14 protein-coding genes and 4 pseudogenes are annotated in these 17,990 nt (G+C 66.3%); 14 read left to right on the forward strand and 4 right to left on the reverse strand.

Annotation, left to right across the window (positions count from 1 at the left end; translation table 11 throughout):
- The 3 genes and pseudogenes from AC08OO_RS16720 to AC08OO_RS16730 all read left to right on the forward strand — a co-directional run.
- Positions 1 to 692: pseudogene (locus AC08OO_RS16720) on the forward strand (fumarate reductase/succinate dehydrogenase flavoprotein subunit); the annotation flags it as partial.
- Positions 693 to 735: 43 nt separating this feature from the next.
- Positions 736 to 1,482 (forward strand): succinate dehydrogenase/fumarate reductase iron-sulfur subunit, encoded by a 747-nt coding sequence (locus tag AC08OO_RS16725; RefSeq protein ID WP_011437846.1) that lies wholly within the window; start codon positions 736 to 738, stop codon positions 1,480 to 1,482.
- A 333-nt stretch (positions 1,483 to 1,815) separates the two neighbouring features.
- Positions 1,816 to 1,959 (forward strand): hypothetical protein, encoded by a 144-nt coding sequence (locus AC08OO_RS16730; protein ID WP_476609441.1) that lies wholly within the window; start codon positions 1,816 to 1,818, stop codon positions 1,957 to 1,959.
- Positions 1,960 to 2,023: 64 nt separating this feature from the next.
- On the opposite strand, the pseudogene AC08OO_RS16735 reads toward AC08OO_RS16730, so the two are convergent.
- Together AC08OO_RS16735 and AC08OO_RS16740 are read right to left on the reverse strand one after the other, a co-directional pair.
- Positions 2,024 to 2,332 (reverse strand): annotated as a pseudogene (locus AC08OO_RS16735) (IS982 family transposase); the annotation flags it as partial.
- A 6-nt stretch (positions 2,333 to 2,338) separates the two neighbouring features.
- Positions 2,339 to 3,244, reverse strand: a complete 906-nt coding sequence (locus AC08OO_RS16740; RefSeq protein ID WP_476609440.1) for a MurR/RpiR family transcriptional regulator — start codon at positions 3,242 to 3,244, stop codon at positions 2,339 to 2,341.
- Positions 3,245 to 3,312: 68 nt separating this feature from the next.
- On the opposite strand from AC08OO_RS16740, the pseudogene AC08OO_RS16745 reads away from it, so the two are divergent.
- From AC08OO_RS16745 to AC08OO_RS16790, 10 genes and pseudogenes are all read left to right on the forward strand, one after another.
- Positions 3,313 to 3,492, forward strand: a pseudogene (locus AC08OO_RS16745) (IS982 family transposase); the annotation flags it as partial.
- A 1,281-nt stretch (positions 3,493 to 4,773) separates the two neighbouring features.
- Positions 4,774 to 5,610, forward strand: a complete 837-nt coding sequence (locus tag AC08OO_RS16750; RefSeq protein WP_476609439.1) for an isocitrate lyase/PEP mutase family protein — start codon at positions 4,774 to 4,776, stop codon at positions 5,608 to 5,610.
- Positions 5,611 to 5,624: 14 nt separating this feature from the next.
- Positions 5,625 to 6,119: a thiamine pyrophosphate-binding protein gene (locus AC08OO_RS16755; protein WP_476609438.1), complete on the forward strand. Its 495-nt coding sequence runs from the start codon at positions 5,625 to 5,627 to the stop codon at positions 6,117 to 6,119.
- A complete protein-coding gene (locus AC08OO_RS16760) occupies positions 6,116 to 6,694 on the forward strand; it encodes a thiamine pyrophosphate-dependent enzyme (protein WP_476609437.1) in 579 nt (192 codons plus the stop codon). The genes AC08OO_RS16755 and AC08OO_RS16760 overlap by 4 nt, the downstream gene beginning before the upstream one ends.
- Positions 6,691 to 8,058, forward strand: coding sequence for a hypothetical protein (locus AC08OO_RS16765; protein WP_476609436.1), 1,368 nt, complete (start codon positions 6,691 to 6,693; stop codon positions 8,056 to 8,058). The genes AC08OO_RS16760 and AC08OO_RS16765 overlap by 4 nt, the downstream gene beginning before the upstream one ends.
- Complete coding sequence (locus AC08OO_RS16770) at positions 8,036 to 9,151, forward strand: iron-containing alcohol dehydrogenase (protein WP_476609435.1); 1,116 nt, start codon at positions 8,036 to 8,038, stop codon at positions 9,149 to 9,151. The genes AC08OO_RS16765 and AC08OO_RS16770 overlap by 23 nt, the downstream gene beginning before the upstream one ends.
- Complete coding sequence (locus AC08OO_RS16775; RefSeq protein WP_476609434.1) at positions 9,148 to 9,858, forward strand: class I SAM-dependent methyltransferase; 711 nt, start codon at positions 9,148 to 9,150, stop codon at positions 9,856 to 9,858. Before AC08OO_RS16770 ends, AC08OO_RS16775 begins: the two co-directional genes overlap by 4 nt.
- On the forward strand, positions 9,848 to 10,660 hold the full coding sequence (locus AC08OO_RS16780) for a class I SAM-dependent methyltransferase (protein WP_476609433.1): 813 nt from the start codon (positions 9,848 to 9,850) through the stop codon (positions 10,658 to 10,660). Before AC08OO_RS16775 ends, AC08OO_RS16780 begins: the two co-directional genes overlap by 11 nt.
- 737 nt (positions 10,661 to 11,397) lie before the next feature.
- The gene (locus tag AC08OO_RS16785) at positions 11,398 to 12,270 is read left to right on the forward strand and encodes a MurR/RpiR family transcriptional regulator (protein ID WP_476618736.1); all 873 of its coding nucleotides are present in this window, start codon (positions 11,398 to 11,400) and stop codon (positions 12,268 to 12,270) included.
- 498 nt (positions 12,271 to 12,768) lie between these two features.
- Entirely contained in the window at positions 12,769 to 14,160 is a 1,392-nt protein-coding gene (locus tag AC08OO_RS16790; RefSeq protein WP_476609431.1) for an MFS transporter, read from the forward strand.
- Here AC08OO_RS16790 and AC08OO_RS16795 read toward each other — a convergent pair.
- A pseudogene (locus AC08OO_RS16795) lies at positions 14,117 to 14,472 on the reverse strand (transposase). The gene AC08OO_RS16790 and the pseudogene AC08OO_RS16795 overlap by 44 nt on opposite strands.
- Positions 14,473 to 14,638: 166 nt before the next feature.
- Here AC08OO_RS16795 and AC08OO_RS16800 point away from each other — a divergent pair.
- Positions 14,639 to 16,015 (forward strand): NAD(P)/FAD-dependent oxidoreductase, encoded by a 1,377-nt coding sequence (locus tag AC08OO_RS16800; RefSeq protein WP_476609430.1) that lies wholly within the window; start codon positions 14,639 to 14,641, stop codon positions 16,013 to 16,015.
- A 75-nt stretch (positions 16,016 to 16,090) separates the two neighbouring features.
- Here AC08OO_RS16800 and AC08OO_RS16805 read toward each other — a convergent pair whose 3' ends face one another.
- Complete coding sequence (locus AC08OO_RS16805) at positions 16,091 to 17,842, reverse strand: DUF4012 domain-containing protein (RefSeq protein ID WP_476609453.1); 1,752 nt, start codon at positions 17,840 to 17,842, stop codon at positions 16,091 to 16,093.
- Positions 17,843 to 17,990 lie beyond the last annotated feature (148 nt).

Consider the following 17,990-nt stretch of genomic DNA (forward strand, 5'->3'; position numbering starts at 1 on the left):
GGGTGGGCTACGATCTACAGAGCAGCATTCCGGGGCTCTTCGTGATCGGGGAGGCGAACTTCTCCGACCACGGCGCCAACCGTCTCGGCGCGAGCGCGCTGATGCAGGGTCTCGCCGACGGCTACTTCGTGCTGCCGCCCATGCTGGGTGACTACATCGCCTCGACGAAGCTGGGCGCGGTCGACGCGAGCCATCCCGCGGTCGCGGAGACGGCGGCCGAGGCGACGGGCCGGCTGACCCGCCTGCTCGCCGTGAACGGTGACCGCACCGTCGACTCGTTCCACCGTGAGCTCGGCGAGATCATGTGGGACGAGTGCGGGATGGCGCGCAGCGAGGACGGCCTGCGCAAGGCGCTGGGGCGCCTTCCGGAGCTGCGCGAGGAGTTCTGGCGCCAGGTCAAGGTGCCGGGCGACGCGGGTAGTGTCAACCAGAGCCTGGAGCGGGCGAACCGGGTGTCGGACTTCCTCGAACTCGGCGAGCTGATGTGTGTCGACGCCCTGCACCGCGAGGAGTCCTGCGGGGGGCACTTCCGGGTCGAGAGCCAGACCCCGGACGGCGAGGCCCTTCGCGACGACGACCGGTTCGCCTACGTCGGGGCCTGGGAGTTCGCCGGCACGGAAACCCCGCCGGTGCTGCACCGCGAGGTTCTGGAGTTCGAGCACGTCCACCTCGCCCAGCGTAACTACGCGTGAGGCGGTACCGGTCAATGGATCACGACTGTACGAGGAGCCGACCGTGAAGCTCACCCTTCGGATCTGGCGCCAGGCCGGACCGGACGAACCGGGCCGCATGGTCACCTACGAGGTGCCCGACGCGAACCCGGACATGTCCTTCCTCGAACTGCTCGACGTGCTCAACGAGCGGCTGACCCTGCGGGGCGAGGAGCCAGTCAGCTTCGACCACGACTGCCGCGAGGGCATCTGCGGCGCCTGCGGAGTGGTCATCAACGGCCAGGCCCACGGCCCCCGGGAACGGACCACCACCTGCCAGCTGCATGTGCGGGAGTTCTCCGACGGGGACGTCATCGACGTCGAGCCGTGGCGCTCGGTCGCGTTCGGCGTCGTCCGCGACCTGATGGTGGACCGCTCCGGCCTCGACCGGATCATCCAGGCCGGCGGCTACATCAGCGCCCCGACGGGCAGCGCCCCCGAGGCGCACTCCACCCCGGTGCCCAAGGCCGTCGCGGACACGGCGTTCGACAACGCCACCTGCATCGGCTGCGGCGCCTGCGTCGCGGCCTGCCCCAACGGCTCGGCCATGCTGTTCACCTCGGCGAAGGTCGTGCACCTCAACAGCCTGCCCCAGGGCGCCCCGGAGCGGGCGAGCCGCACACTCAACCTGGTCGAGGCCATGGACGCCGAGGGCTTCGGCGGGTGCACCAACACCGGGGAGTGCACCGTCGCCTGCCCGAAGGGCATCCCACTGGACAGCATCGCCACGCTCAACCGCGAGGTTCTGCGGGCCTCGATCGGCCTCCGGTAGATCCGGTGGGCATCCCCCGACCTGAAGATCGGCGCGTTCCGTCCATAGGTGTCCACCCGACGTCCATAGGCTTGACTGGACGAATGGCTGTACGCGCAGCACGGGACCGGCCCGCGTCACGAGCCTGAGAGACCTGTGACGCGGCCGTCGCTGGCCTGGCCGGAATGCTTCCACCCAGGTCAGCGGCGGCCCCATGCCCGTCAGGGACCACCCCGTCGCCGGCTTGGCCAAGGAACGGATCACACGCCAGCCCGAGCACACAACCCATCCGGCTCGGCCGCCTCTGCTTCCACCAGCACAACACAGACCATCCACGATGATCATCGAGTACCGTTGCAGTCCTCCAACCGGCTCCTCGTCCCGCTTACCGCGGCCGACCAGCGCCAGGCCCCACCCGAGCCGCGCGACGCGCTCCGCATCCTCGATCGCCACGTCGACAGCTACATCGACCATGCCCGGCTCGCACCCGCAGCCTGAAACGTGACACAGATGTGAAGAACCTACAGACCAAAGATCGCTAGACGGGTAAGTCCTATGTGGTTCGGGAACACGACGCGCGGTAGTTGTAGCCGGCCCAGCCGGCAACCTCGGAATGCTGGACGGTCGGCCGAGAGGCCCCGCACGGCACCGGGGTCGAACCAGTGATCCAGCGGTTGTCGAACCAGAAGTCGCTGTCCGCGGCCACCTCCCGGATCATCCGCTTGACCAGCGGTAACGCCGCACGCGGTCGTTTGTTGTACCCCGACTGCCCGGGCAGCTACGGGAACATCCCGGCGAGGTGCTTGCGCGCGTAGCGCAGCCATCGGGCCTCCGAGCGGTGGCCGAGCAGGGCTTGGGCGACCGCGGGGCATCGGACTTACTCGTCTAGGTGCGGGATCGCTCCAAGGGCTTCGGCAGTGAGTTTCTGGGTGTTCTGTGCTTGTTCGGGGTTGGCGAGACAGACAGCGACGTAGAGGGCATCGAGGACCGTGAGGTGGATGCTTTGGCTGCTCATGGCTTCCATGCCGAAGTCGGTCTCGCGGCTACCGGCGACCAGGCAGGTGTCGACGGCCTTAGTGAGCGATGATCGGTAGAAGCTGGTGAGTGCGATGGTGGCGGCGCCCGCTTGTTTGGCCGCGACTGCGTTGGCGAGGGTTTCCTGGGTTTGGCCGGTGTGACTGATGGCGAGGCAGGCGTCGCCTGGTTGTAGGAGACGTGCGGTCACGTGTTGGACTTGCGGATCCAGGGACGCCTGGGTGATGAGGCCTGCGGTGCGGAATCGGTATGAGGCGCACTGGGCGAGCGAGGCCGAGGCTCCGACTCCGACGATGAGTAGTCGTTCGGCGTTGGCGAGGGTGCGCACGGCCTGGGTGAAGCTGTCGTGGTCGACGGTCCCGGGGGCTTCGCCGATCGCCTGGGCTGCGCTGCTCGCGATCTTGCCCAGGACGGTGGCGGGCGGGTCGGTGACGGCGACGTCTTCGTGCGGGCCGCGCTCTGCGGGTATCAGTTCGGCAGCGAGGCGGATCTTGAGGTTGGCGAAGCCCTCGAGGCCGACATCGTGACAGAAGCGGACGACGGTGGCAGCGGAGGTGCCGGTGCGCTCGGCGAAGTCGGTGACGGTCATGTGGATGATGTCGCCGGGTGCGGCGAGGATTACTCGACCGATCCGCTGTTCGCTGGGAGTCAGGGCTGGGATCTGGGCGCGCAGTCGGGCGACGATGGTCCCGCTGCTGTCTCCGGGTTGAGAGACATCGGTTCGTCGGCTGCGGGTCGCGGTGGGCATGATGCTTACCACGATGCCAGATCGGCGCGCGTCGCAGAGTCTGTGTACGACGCGGTTGAGGTCATGGTGTGACGCAAGACTTGGACACCGTCTTGACCGCACTGTGCGCGAAGATCAACGACCGGATCGACGGGAACCGGCGGATCGGTAGGCCACCGCTCCTGAACGACGCCGAACTCGTCTGCCTCGCGGTCGCCCAGGCCCTGCTCGGCCACCGCTCGAAGGCCCGATGGCTGCGCTACGCGCGGGTAGGCGTCAAGGAACGATGCTGCGGATTCCATCACATGATCGTACGAGCGGCGGAGTCGGTCTTGGTGCGCAGGCCTCGGCGGGACCGTCCCGACATCTGGGCGCAGAAGCTGTTGAGGTTTTTCTCGCCAGTAGCACCCGGGCCCGGTGATGTCACGGGCTCTCCGTTCCTGGCTTGCCCGTGGCTTGCAGGACGGTCTGGACGGTCGGCCGTCGGCTGGGGCGTGTGGTCGGCCGCCGGGCCCGTACCTGGCTCTACACGTGGACCCGTAACCACGAGCAGGCGAGAACTGCCCGCTGCCCGGCACACCGCACGGTCGCGGACGGTGAGCCACGCGTGTACCAGCGCGGGCGGGACGGGACACAGTGCCCGTCCGGCGACGGCAAGATCTTCAATCTATTAGTTGATTTGACGATGAGGATGGGGCATCCTGGGACTTCGCGGTCCTCACGGACCGGACCCAATGAACCCTAACCAAGGATGACATCACGGTTGCGAACCGTACATGACGGCTACACGGAGCCTCCAAACGCCCCAAAACTCCCAGCAAGCTAGCTAGATCAAGGTCGATAGGCGGGTCTGGCACCCACGTTCGAGAGATTTACGCCACAGGCACTCAGGTGACGCATGGCGCCCCATCGACGCTCATCCGGGAGTAGCGTGCGTAAACATGATGATTGACGATATGCCCCGGGGGCTCGCTTCGGATCTTCATGATCTCACAGACCGGAGAAAAAGAATCAAGAAGGTGACCGGAGCGCGGTCGGTGGTCGGTTCGTTGGGGCCGACGGATAAAAAGATCATCTTTGGTATCCCCCGAGGGTCCGGTCCCCTCCCCGCCCCGAACGCTGATCGACGGCGCCGTCCTCCGGTATGTCACCGTCGGTCACGAGCAGGGTGCCGGGCCCGCGGCCGCGGGCTCCGTGATGATCACCGGACAGCCCGTTGGCTACCAACGAATGCGCAGATCACGGGCTGCCGGAGTCCAGCTACTTGGACTCCCTGAATATTCGGCCAGTGTTGCGATTACAAAACCCGGCTAAGGATGCACCGTTGCACGCCTAGGATCCGTAATGAAGTAAGTAATGCAGGCCAACATGCGTCTTCGCAGGTCACGGGCTCGCAAGGATCCCAAAGTGAACAAGTTATATCATTCCGAATCCCTAGTCGAGAAATCCATGTCGAAGGCGAGACGGCGCGGCTCGACGGAGCGCTACACATACCGCTCAAATGATCACGTGTTGAACCCTTCAACATCACCATTCGAAAAGGCGCTGACATGACACTCGACTGGTACTCGACCGATACTTCTATACGTCTCGGAGTGGGCGTGTATGACGGCCTGTCCGCGCGTGTTGCTGACAAGCACAAACCCGACTTCGTCTGGGTGAGCAGTTTCTGTGTGTCCGCTGCGCTGGGCCTTCCCGATCTCGGGCTGGTGGATTTCTCCGAGATGGCCAGTGTGGCGCGGACCGTGGCGAGGTCAACGTGTCATCCGGTGGTTGTGGACATGGATTCCGGGTACGGAGGCCCACGCAAGGTAGAGCTGGCGGCGCGGACAATCTCCCAGGCCGGCGCGAGCGCGGTGTGCATCGAGGACAACACACTGGACAAGCGGTCAAGCCTGTACCCCGGTAAGCGGGACCTGGCCAGCGTGGAAGAACAGGAAAAACGCCTCCGCGCCGCGCTCCGCGGGCTGGAGCCCAGCTGTTTCTTGATCGCCCGAACCGAAGCGTTGGTAGCCGGGCACAGCGTGACCGAGGCCTTGAACCGCGCGAACCGCTATGTGGATGCCGGCGCGGACGCGGTGTTTGTGCAAGCCACGCGACCCGACAGGGGCGAGGAACTTCTGGAATTCGGCCGGGGATGGGATCGGCGCACGCCGGTGTTCATCGCACCAACCTGCTATCCAGCGCTCGGTGCCGAGGAGTACGCCAGGGCCGGTATCACACACTGGATCTTCGCGAACCAGTTACTCCGTGCCGCCCTCCAAGCGATGAAGGACACCGCCCGACAGATCGGAGGAGCCAGGACCGGCCCCGCTCCGCAACTGGATGATCAGATCGCCTCAGTGCCGGAGATCGGAGACCACGTGAATGCGCACAAAGACGAATAAAAGGATTGATCGCCATGTCCCAGAAGACTACTGGTGAGGCCCTGGTCGAGGAGCTCATCAAACACCGGTGGGACTATTTCAGCGGGGTACCATGCTCGCTATTTAAAGGCGTGTTCGCCCGCCTTGAATCTCTCGGTTCCGACCAGGACGCCCGCTATCTGCCCGCACCCCGAGAAGAAGTCGCTGTGGCCGCGGCAGCGGGAGCGTATCTGGTGGGCAGAAATCCGGTTGTATTCATGCAGAACTCCGGTCTGGGGTACTGCTTGAACACCTTGATCTCGCTACTGTTGATCTACGAAATCCCGATGATATTGGTCATCAGCTGGCGAGGATATAGTCCCGATGCGATCGAGCACAGAATCATCGGTGAAATTCTCGAACCTCTACTCAGCCTTATCGATGTGTCGTACCGGATCCTGGACGATGTCCCGGCTGCGGTGCGCTGGGCCACTTCAACGGCGTTGTCGGACCGGAAGACGGTCGCGCTCCTGGTGCGGGAGACGATATGAGGTCCCCAGCTCCCACCAAGGTCCTGGCCGATTTTGTCTCCGTTGTTCCCGACGCACTGTTCGTGTCGACCTGCGGCTATCTCAGCCGAGACCTGCAATCGGTTGGGGACAGGCCCAACTTCTTCTATCTCGTCGGATCGATGGGTGCGGCACTGCCGGTGGGGCTCGGGATAGCTGACGGCGCACCCAAGACGCAGGTTGTGGTGATCGATGGGGATGGCTCGTTCCTGATGGGCCTCAACTGTCTGCCGCTGGTTGGTGCCCGAGCCCCGCACAACCTGGTGCACGTGGTGCTCGACAACGGGATGCACGAAAGCACCGGCGGTCAGTCCACCGTAGCAACCGAGCACTCAGATGTCCTGGCCATGATGCAGGCCGCCGGATATGTACAAGCGCTGCGCGCGACCCACGTGACCGACAGCGTAGTAGCGGCCTTGCACCAACCGGGCCCGACCGGCATCCACATCCCTGTCGCACCCCGCACCAGCGTGGCCCCACGGATCATCACCGAGCCCGAGGAACTGGTTCACCGAATCCGCAGGCTGCTGGCCCGACGTTCAGGGAGGCAACGATGAAGGAAGCGACCTATCTCCAACTGGTCGGAGCGCGCATCCTGTCTGAAGCCAACGACCTCAAACGCGACTCCCGCGCACTGGCGACCGAACTGGGTCTCGACCACGCCATGATCGACCAGGTGATAGCAGGGCGCGCCACGCCTGAGATCGCAGACGAGGTCATCCGCAGGATGGGCGTGGTCTATCCCATCGATGAAACAGATCTGCGTATCGTTCCCGACGACTGCGACTCCGGGATCAAGATCATGCGTGCAAAGGAGTCCCGGGCCACAAGTCGGATCTTCCGGCGGCCTGACAGGCATGGAAACCTGGAGCCGTACTACGAGTACCGCGACACCGCGTTCTCACGTCTGTCACCATTCCGTCCGGAATGGATCCGCGAACTGCGCGTGGTCTCCGACTGCAACCCCGATAACCCGGATGTCGCGTTCAACCACGGGCACTTTCTGCACCAATACAGCATTTACGTGGGACCGGTGAACCACTATTGGCAGGTCGACGGTCGACGCTACGCCGTCGAGATGACCACCGGGGACTCCAGCTACACCACCCCGTTCCGGCCACACACGTTCACCAGCCGCTCGGCCACCGAACGGGCACTCATTCTAGCGGTGACCTTCGGCGGGAACGTGCGCCGCGCCCAGCGTGAACTCTACGTGCTCGGCGCTCGCGCCGAGCACTATCTGCTGGACCAGGCCACCACGACTGCGGCGACCAAGAGCCTGGTACGCCAATACCTGCGCGATGCCGCTCTCACCATCGAACAACTCGACACCGAGCTACGGCATGCCGGGGCCACGCTGACCGCCCTCGATGCCGTTGGGGGCGACCGCCCCCTTGACGCGCACGACCTCGATCACCTTGCGGCCGCACTCGGGATCAGCGTCCGTGATCTCCACGTTCCCGTCTTCGACGACAGCAAGGAGGTTATCCTCGAACACAGCAGCGTCGACGCTGGGTACCCCTATCCCGCGTCCACCGATCATCGCTACACCATCCGGCCAATGATTCGCACAGCGAAGATGCCAGCCATGCGGGGCTTCACCATTCGCGTCGCCACCCTCGACACCGATCTGACCGGTGGGTTCACCAGCAGCCTGCACAGCTGGATCTACAACTATGGCAACCACGCCGCCCATTTTTGCTGGTCGGACGGCACCAGTGAACGCCAGGCCATGGTCGAGCCTGACGACTCCCTCTATATCCAGCCCTTTGTTACCCACGCGTTTTCCCGGGCCGACAGCGAACCCGCCGATCTCTGTGTCGTCCGGGTCGCTGGGCACGTCAGCGGCGACACCCAGCGCGAGCTGTCGCACTTTCCCTCGGTCGCCCGGGTCGTACGTGAAGATCGCCGCTGGTTCTAACGCCATGGACCCTCTCAGCCTCACGGTTTCCTGGAACCCCGTCCAGGTGCAGATATGCCACAACGCTCTTGAGCTCGCGCTCGACCACGCTCGCCACCCTGCCGTGGTGGTCACTGGCCCCCGTTTGGGGGAAAAGTCGCCGAACGGTGTTACGCACCTGACCGTCGCCTCGGCGCGGTGGGGTGCTGTACGGACGTTGGCCGCCGAGCTCCGCCGCCTGAATCCGCGCTCGGTCATCGCGGTGGGCGGTGGCTCGGTGGTGGACGCCACCAAGGTGGCGTGTGCCCTTGCAGGTTCACTCGAAATGCGCAGCGGCGACCTCAATTCGCTCGTCGCTGGTCTAGTCCCCCTTAGCCGCACGAGCGAACTGTGGGCCATCCCCACGACCGCCGGCACGGGCAGCGAAGTCACCAAATGGTCCTCGATCTGGACCGAGGATGGCCGGAAAGTCAGCGTCGAGGCCCTCGCGCTTTACCCTGACAGAGCCGTAATCGATTCCGCTCTGACCGCGTCGATGAACCCCCGGCTCACTGCGGCAACCGGGCTGGACGCCACCGCACATGCCATCGAAAGCATCTGGAGCAATAACCACCGTCCCGAGAGCGACCAGCACGCCAGCCACGCGTTGACGCTCATCGCAGCACATCTTCCTCACGCGGTCTCCGTACCCGATCGCTGGCACCGCGCGGGCATGAGCGCTGCGGCGTTACATGCCGGTCTCGCATTGAGCTGGTGCCGTTCCACCGCACCGCACGCGTTGAGCTACCCCCTAACCGGCATCCTAGGTATCGAGCACGGTCTCGCGGTCGCCCTCATGCTCCTGGCGATGCTAGAACCCACGGAGAGACTCGCTCCCGACCGGGTCGCCCTCGCGGCGCACTCGCTCGGTGTCACCGACGCGGACGGGATTGCCACGTTCATCCGCGATATCTTCCGCCGGGCCCGACTCGGCACACGCTTGCGCGATTTCGCCGTCACCGAGAAATTCCTCGACGCGCTCACCGAGACCGCCATCACCCAGTCCCGCTACGCCAACCACCCCAAAGAGCTCACCAGAGACGACATCTCTCACGCCCTGGAAAGAATCCTATGAGGACCGACGATCAGTCGCAGTTGAGGACTAACATTCGCGACATCGACCAGCTAATCTACGAGCAGCAGAAATTCTACTCGGCCAAAGCGGAAGAATACGCCTCGTGGATCTGCAACTACATGGATCCCGTGCGCCCGTACATCGATGAGCTCGTGCGCGCCAGCCCATTGACCGGGTCCGTTCTGGAGATCGCGCCAGGCACCGGGTACTGGACCGGGACTCTCAGCGAACTCGCCCACGACGTTACCGCAGTCGACGGCTCCCGCGAAATGCTCAATATCGTCGCCAGCCGCAACCTGCCTAATGTCACCCTTGTGCATGCCAACCTGTTCACCTGGCAACCGGACCGGCGATGGGACTTCGTTTTCTTCGTGCACTGGATCGCGCACGTACCTGACGAAAAACTCCCGGGGTTCTGGCGTATGCTCGACCATGCCCTCAAACCCGGCGGGAAAGTCATCTTTGTCGATGTCACCGCTGAAGAGAAAGCCATTGAGATCGAAGTCGGTGAAGAATCTTCCGTCCCAGTCGTCAAGCGCCCCCTCAACAACGGCCAGAAATTCACCGTGATCAAAAAATACTGGGATCCCAACGATCTGCTCTCCTTACTCGCCGACTGGGGCTGGAGCGGCACCGCCACTCCCGTGGGTAAAGACAAAGACCGCGGATTCGTCTATTACATTGTGGAGCGTACCCATGATCATTGACATGGACAGCTACGACCCCGAGCGCACCTACAACGCCGCAGCCCAGGACTACGACGCCGCACTCGAACAGTTCTGGGGGTTCTGCGCCCACACCACCATCGAACGCCTCCCGCTCCAGCCCGGCGCCCGTGTCCTCGACGTCGCCTGCGGCCCCGGCCCGGCCGCACTCCGTGCCGCCGAGCGCGTACGACCCGAGGGGCGGGTCGAAGGCGTGGACATCTCCGAGGAGATGCTGACCATCGCCCGCCGTCACGCCCACGACCGCCGCCTGGACAACATCACCTTCACCCGCGGCGACATGGACTCCCTGCCCTACGACACCGAATCCTTCGACGCGGTCACCATGGTCCTCGGGCTCTTTTTCGCCAAAGACATCGTCGCCACCCTCACGGGCCTGTGGAAGCTCGTCCGGCCCGGCGGGACGCTGGCCATCACCACCCTGGGCCCGAAATTCTTCCACCCCATGTTCGACGTCTTCCTCGACGCCGTCCGCGCCGAACGCCCCGACCTCGAACTGTCCATCCCCTGGCAGCGCACCGAAAACCCGGACATCCTGCGCACCATGCTGCTCAACGCTGGCATCCCCAACCCGGCTGTCACCGATGAAATCACCCCTATGGCCCTACCCGATCCGCAAGCCTGGTGGCGTATCGTCCGCGGCACCGGAATCCGCCGCATCGAAATGGAACTCGACGACGACACCTCGGCCCGTGTCCGCCGCACCAATGAGCAATGGATTGCCGACCACGGGTTGACCAGCCTCGTTCTCGGCGTCAACTACGCCACCGCCACCAAGGAATAGAAGCGAGGACTCAGGGGCGCGAACAAGGGACCGGTCGAGCACCCAAGGTTTACCGCTAAGAGAAAGTTCGCTGTAAACCTGCCCTGAGTGTCAGCGAGCTGAGTCGCTGCCACTCAGGACCTTTCAAAATACCACCTACCGAAGGGGAGCCGACATGGTACATCAGACCGTGCTCGCACGTCCGAGCGGAGGTTCGGGTGACCGGACGTGGATGCTGGCGGAAGTACCTCCGTGGCGATGATCGGGGCTGCGTTCCGCCTTCCTGGCGGCATTGCTTCCGCGGAGTCGCTTTGGAATTGTCTCCAGGAGGCCGTGATGCGGTCACAGATGTACCGTGAGTGCTGTGGAGTGAGACGTCGCGGGAAGCGTTGCGGTCAGAGACCGGTCGGAACCTGTACTGGCGTAGCGGATTTTGCAGGATGACGTCGGCGCCTTCGATCCGGAGTTCTTCGGCACCAACCCGGCCGAGGCGTGGTTTGAAATGGCTGCGCTCCGCCCAAACTGTCAGCTCCAGGCCTGCGCTGGTCCAGAAACATGCGCCGCAGTCACCCGGGCGGGCGGATCAGCCGCTCGGTGGGGCGCGCCAAGCCGCGGCTCCGCACAACGCAACAGCCTCTCCCGACCAGGATCAAGAAGTTGGTCGATAGCAACTGGGAGTAAAGATCTCTGAATCACGGGACACTGACTTTCCTGGAAGGAAGAGCCACCCGGACGATCCGACCTGCTCTGGCGTGGCGGTGGCTGCTGGGCCGGCGGCGCCCACCACCCGACCAGCAGGCCAGCTCGCGGAGCGGATCAGGGCTGAGACCGCTGACCTGACGCCCGCTATGAGGAAAACCATCCAGGTCATGCTGGACGCCGATAAAGACATCATCAACATGACCGTGAATGAAACCGCATCCGCTGCAGGAGTGAGCGTGGCAACGGTGGTACGGGCATGTAATATCATCGGTTTCAAAGGATTTCGGGAAGCAAAGATCGCGCTTATTTGTGATCACTTCACATTCGTGGAACGACCGCAGGAGAAAATTTGTCCGCTGGACACCCCGGCGAAGATACTGGCCAAGCTCGCGGTCTCCAGTGAAACAGCGCTCAGCCGGGTACCGGCGAACGTCGACCCGGCCGCGCTTGCTCGCGTGGTCCAGCTCCTCAACCAGGCACCGAAGGTACTTATCCTCGGTGTCGGCACCAGTGCGCCGCTCGCTCAGGGCGCCGCTTACCATCTTTCGACGATCGGCATTTGGGCTGAGGCGCCGACGGACGTCCATATTCAGCGCGTGCAGGCCCGGCTGCTGAAACCAGGTGACGTGGCGGTTGCCATCAGTCACACCGGTGCGACAAGGGAGACCGTCGCCGCGGCGCGCGCTGCCCAGCGGTCCGGAGCGACCGTGCTTGTGGTCACGAGCTTCGCCAACACACCGCTATCGGAGATGGCCGAGGTCGTTCTGGTGGCGGGGGGCCGGGAGAGCGTCTACCAAGGGGAGACCATGATCAGCCATCAAGCCCACACCCTCATCCTGAACACCATTTTCGTCTCCCTCCGCTTCGCTGATCCGGCCAGAGCGCAACGGACCCAACAGTGGATGAGTGGGCAAAGCTGCGAGCGTTGATGAATGACCGGGATGCACCGGCGCCGGTAGCAACCCGGGCACGAGTCGTGTTGTGGCGGGCGGAGGATCGGCAGCAGGATACAAAGCCCGAACGCGACCTACAGAGCTCGCCGGCCCACCCTGCCCACAGCTCACCACCGCCTGGATCGCCGCCGCCCAGGGCAGGACCCGCAACCAGCCGTATGGGTGGGCTGGTTCTTCACCACCGCCAGGTAGCCGTCCTTCTCTCGTACCCAGCCAGTCGAGGTTTACGCGCACCGAGTGCAGAACGTCGGGCGTCACCGCCACCCCGGCCAGGTCCAGCCCGACCAGCAGCGGCCGGAACGCGCCGATCTCGTTCAAGATCACGTCGATCTCGACATGGTCGCCAGATGGCCGTCGCAATCGACCACGCTGGGCCAACCTCACCTCCCTCGCCGAAGGCGCCCGCCTCGCCACCAAAACCCTCTGACGCACGAACGCCCGCTGAAACCGGTTCTCTCTCCTAGAGGAAGGCCCGTGACGACCACGAACCCCGCTCCCACCGACGTTCTGGACGGCCTGGACAAGTCCCGGTTCAGCCTGTTCCACCTCAAGGCCATTGTGGTCTCCGGCATGGGTTTCTTCACCGATGCCTACGACCTCACCGTGATCAGCACCGCGCTGATCCTGATCACACCCCAATGGGGGCTGACCACCGATCAGGTTGCGCTGGTGGGCGGTAGTTCCTTGATCGCGTCTGCCCTCGGCGCATTCGCCGCCGGCCGACTCGCCGACGTGGTCGGGCGGAAGCGCGTGTACGGCGCGGTCGCCGTCACCATGGTCCTCGCCGCGCTCACGACCGGGTTCGCGCCCAACTTCGCTTGGCTGCTTGTGCTCCGCTTCATCCTGGGCGTCGCGATCGGCGGCGACTACCCCGTCTCCGCCGTGCTGATGACCGAATACGCGAACGCTCGCCACCGCGGCCGCATGGTGGCGATGATGTTCCTCAACTACGCCCTCGGTAGCATCACCGGCCCGCTCGTTGCGATCGTGCTGCTGGCCCTTGGCCTGGACCATCAGCTCACCTGGCGCCTGCTGCTCGCGCTCGGCGCGCTCCCCGCGTTGCTCGTCGTCCTCGCGCGCCACCGGATGCCCGAATCGCCCCGCTACCGCTACGAGGTCGAGGGTCGCGCCGAGGACGCCGCTGTGGAGCTGACCGAGTTCTCCGGAACCGAGATCGCTACCGAGGAGGCTGACCAGGCGGCCGGAGGGCGCACACCGCTGAGGATTGCGATCCGGCGCCCCGGAGTGGTCCGGAACCTGATCGCGACCGCCGTGGTGTGGTTCCTCTTCGACGTCGCGTACTACGGCAACACTATTAGCGCACCAGCGCTGATCAAAGCCGTCAACCCCACCACGGAGCTCATCACGGTCGCCGCGCTAAACCTCGTGCTCTACGCTGTGTTCGCGCTGCCCGCTTTCGTGGCGTCCGTCGCCTGGATCGACCGCATCGGCCACGTGCGGCTGCAAGTCCTCGGGCTTTTGGGCATGACCATCGGATTCACGCTTATCGCCAGCGTGCCCGCGGTCAACACCCAGGTGCCGCTGTTCGTCCTCGCCTATGGCATCAGCAGCTTCTTCACTTGGTTCGGCCCCGGCGTCACCGCCATCCTGCTCCCCGGCGAAATGTTCCCCACCGACGTGCGCGCCACCGCACACGGCTTCGCGTCAGGCACCGCCAAAATCGGCGCGTCCCTCGGCGCCCTGACCTTCCCCGCCCTGGTCGCCCACCACGGTCTGCGCACCACCGAATGGGTCGCCGCCGCCTGCTGCCTGCTCGGACTCGGTTTGTCCATGCTGCTGCGGGAACCAAGTGGCCGCACACTCACCGAGGTGTCCATTCACGGGTGTGCCGGAGTAGCCCGCTGACCTTGGGGTTTGTGTTGCGGGGACGCGCCGTGGCCGTTGCTTGATCCTCGTGGCTGGGCATGGACGTGAGCAGCGTGCGGGCCGCGGCGGGCGCCGATCTTGCTCTTGGTGGGGCCGAGGGCGGGGGTGGTCGCCGGCAGGATCGAGAGGCCTCGATCGCGGTCCAGCGGACCAGGGTGGAGCCCTGTTCGGTGATGTGGCCCCGGTGCACCGTGGTGTCGGCCTCACGGTGACGTGGGGTGAGCCCGGCCCAGCTGGCGAGATGCCCGGGGTCGGGAAACGGGTGATGTCCCCGATCTCGGCGAGGAACACCGCGGCCTGGGTCCGGCCGATTCCGTGCCCGGTGAGCAGGGCCTGGTGGCCCCGGTCGCGGGCGAGGCGGCCGGTGAGGGGACTCGACGACGGATTACAGGTCGGAAGGCCGGTGAGGTGGTGCTGTGGACAGCGGATCCGGCGTCGCGGGAGGATAATGGCGGCGGTGGAAAATCACCCGATCGAGGCGGACGTGACGGAATCGACGGACACGACCCGACCGGCCGGGAACGCCGCGGGGCTGAGCGCGCCGCACGGGTCACGCCCGCGGCCGGGGCACGCCGTTCCCGACCAGGTCGCGGTGATCGGCGGCGGGATGGTCGGGCTGTGCGTGGCGTGGTTCCTCCAGGACCGCGGCAAGCGGGTGACGGTCTTCGACCGCGACCACCTCACCGCCGGACCCACCTGGGCCGGGGCCGGATCGTCCTGGGGCAATGCCGGCTGGCTCACCCCGGGACTCGCGACGCCCCTGCCGGAGCCCGCGGTCCTGCGCTACGGGCTGCGGGTGCTCCTGCGCCCGGACTCACCGGTGTACGTGCCGCCGGTCGCCGATCTGGGGCTCGCCCGTTTCATCGCCGGATTCGTCCGGCACAGCACGACCGCGCGGTGGCGAACCGCCATGCGCGCGCTGGTGCCGTTGACCCGCGCTGCTCTCGATGCCTTTGACGAGCTCGCGGCGGGCGGCGTGACCGCGCCGACCCGCGCCGCCGACCCGTTCCTGGCCGGCTATCGCGACCGGTCCGGCCTCGACGCCCTCCTGACGGAGCTCGCCGAGATCCGGGCGACCGGCCAGCCCGTCGATGCCGAGGTGCTGGACCCGGCGGCCGCCCGCGACCTCGAACCTCTGCTGTCCGAGCAGGTCCGGTACGTCGTATCCGTGCAGGGCCAGCGGTTCTGCGATCCCGGCCGCTTCGTCGCCGCCCTCGCCGACAGCGTCCGGGAACGCGGCGGCCTCGTGCACGAGGCGATGGCCATCGACGAGGTGCGCGAGGCAGGTGGCCGGGTGGAGTTGCTCGGACCAGGGGGGCCCGCTGGGCCTTACGACGCGGCAGTGATCGCCACCGGCGCCTGGCTTCCCCGGCTGGCCCGTCCGTTCGGGGTCCGCCTTCCCGTCCAGGCCGGTCGCGGATACAGCTTCCTGGTCGCGACCGAACAGCCGCCGAGCGGTCCGATCTACTTCCCCGCCTCCCGGGTGGCCTGCACTCCCCTGAGGGACGGCCTGCGGGTCGCCGGCATGATGGAGTTCCGCCATCCGGACACGGCGGCCGACCCGCGGCGCATCCGGGCGGTGGTCGAGGCGACCCGCGGCCTGCTGCGCGGGGTGGACCTGGACACCCGCACCGCCGAGTGGGTAGGACCACGCCCGTGCACCCCGGACGGTCTGCCGCTGGTCGGCCCGACCACCTCGCCGCGGGTCTTCATCGCCGGCGGGCACGGCATGTGGGGCATCACCCTCGGTCCGGTCACCGGCCGCCTCCTCGCCGACGCCATCGCCACCGGTGCGCCCGCGGCCGAGCTGTCCCCGTTCGATCCGCTGCGTTGAGGACGAAGCGGATCAGGCCCCGATGCGGGCGACTCGATGCGAGTGAAGGGCCAGAACTCTCTGCAGTCAGAGTAGTCAGTTCTGGGTTTGGGACGACCCTTGGGATGACCAGGGAGGGACGACCGGTAGCCCCTGCACCTCCAGGCGCTCCGCGACGGGCAACGGCTGTGGACGCACGGTGAGTGCCGGGCCGCCTACCGGCTCCCGGACCTTGATTTCCAGGGTCCGGGTCTGGCCGCGATCGACGGTGAGATAGGTGGAGAGCACGGGATGCCCGGACTCGGAACCGCCGGCGAGGCCGATGGGCGCACCGTCGAGCCGGGCACCGACGAGCCAGCTGCCTCGGCCCGTGTACACCGAGAGCCAGAGATTGTTCTGCGCCCGGAGATTCCCAGCGGCATCCTTGAGATCCTGCCGGTGGCGCACATAGGCCGGCAGCCCGTCGGGGGCGGCGTTGGTGAGCCGGATCGTGATCGTCGCCAGGCCGGCGCCGTTCGGCTGCCGCTGCATGCGGTAGGTGGTCTGCCGCCGTAGCCAGTAGTCCAGCTTGCTCGCCGTCGCGTTCTGGGTGACGACCCCGAGAAACGGCCCAGGCGCGTCCGGCAGCGCACCACCCAGCGCCGTGGACGAAAGAATCCGCTGCTCCTCGGCGTGGTTGCTGGATATTTCCAGCCGACCCTCGCGAGCGGCCCGTCCCAGCGCGGTCACCAGTTTCGTCGTGTCGCCGGCTCCCGACTCCACGGCCGCATAGACGGCCTGACCGACCTGGGCGAAGAAGCGGTCGCGGGCGGCCGCGTCCATGATCTCGCCATAGACGCGCGACTCGACGAGATCGACCAGGTGCCCCGCGGCCACCGACGTGCCGTCGGGGAGCACCGCGGGCCGGCTCGCGGCGAGAAGATACGACAACGTCGTGGGGTCGAGGCTGATCGTGCCGTCGACGTCGAGGCCCGTGCCGGCCCGGTAGAACGCGCTGTAGAGCCTGCCGGCCATCGGGTAGTCGGGGGTCAGGTTGATGTTCGCCCAGATACGGTCGGGCCAGAAGGCGCCGTAACGGGCCGCGAACGGGACCGGCAGCCCCGTCGCGGGTCGCTGCTGGGTGGGACCTCCCGGCAGAGCACCGTTGCCCGAGATGCCGTCGAGGGACAGCCGCCCGTGCTCCGCGGTCAGCAGGCCGAACCCACCGATGATCCCCCCGTTGGCACGGGACTCGGCCGGGTTCTGGACGATCAGCAGGTAGCGACGGGCACCGCCCCCGCCGAGCATCTCGGGACCGACCCGGGCGGCCAGAACAACGGTGTCCAGCGCACCGGCCAGGCGCCGGCTCCGATCGATCATCTCGGCGCGGGCGTCGGCGATGCCGCTGACGCGCCCGGCCCATCCGCAGTCGGGTACGTTCTCCGCCGCTGCCCGCAACGCGGAGAGGGCGTTGAAGGATCGCTCGGCCGGGCGGCGGACCGCGGCGAGCGCCCGGAGATTGATCGTCATACGCTGGCGCAGCACCCGCGGATCGAGGGAGGGACCCAGGTCGGCCACGGCCGGCAGGCTGGTGCCGGCGGCCGCGTCCACCTCTCGGATCAGCGTCGCCGCCGAGCGCATCGGGCAACCGGCGACGGGCAGCCGCCCGAACGCCGACCACACCGGATCCGAGGTCAGGGCCCGCGCAGCGGTGGCCCGCCGCCGGATCTGCTCGATCTGCGATCGCAGCTCGGCCTCGCGGGGAAAGTCTCCGCTCAGGACCTGCCGCTGCAGGACGGCGATCCGCTGCCTGGCCTCGTCGAGACGGGACTTGGCCAGCACTCCGCGCACGACCACCCAGGCGGTCATCGCCACCAGCACAACGAGGGCCGTCGCGACCCCGGCGGCCAGCCGGCGGTACCGGGCTCGGCGACCACGGTGACGCCGGCGACCACGGTGACGCCGGCGACCACGGCCGACGCGGTGCTGCCCCGCCCTGGCCTCAGCACCTCCACCC

It is taken from the genome of Frankia sp. CeCAU1 (assembly GCF_977971845.1).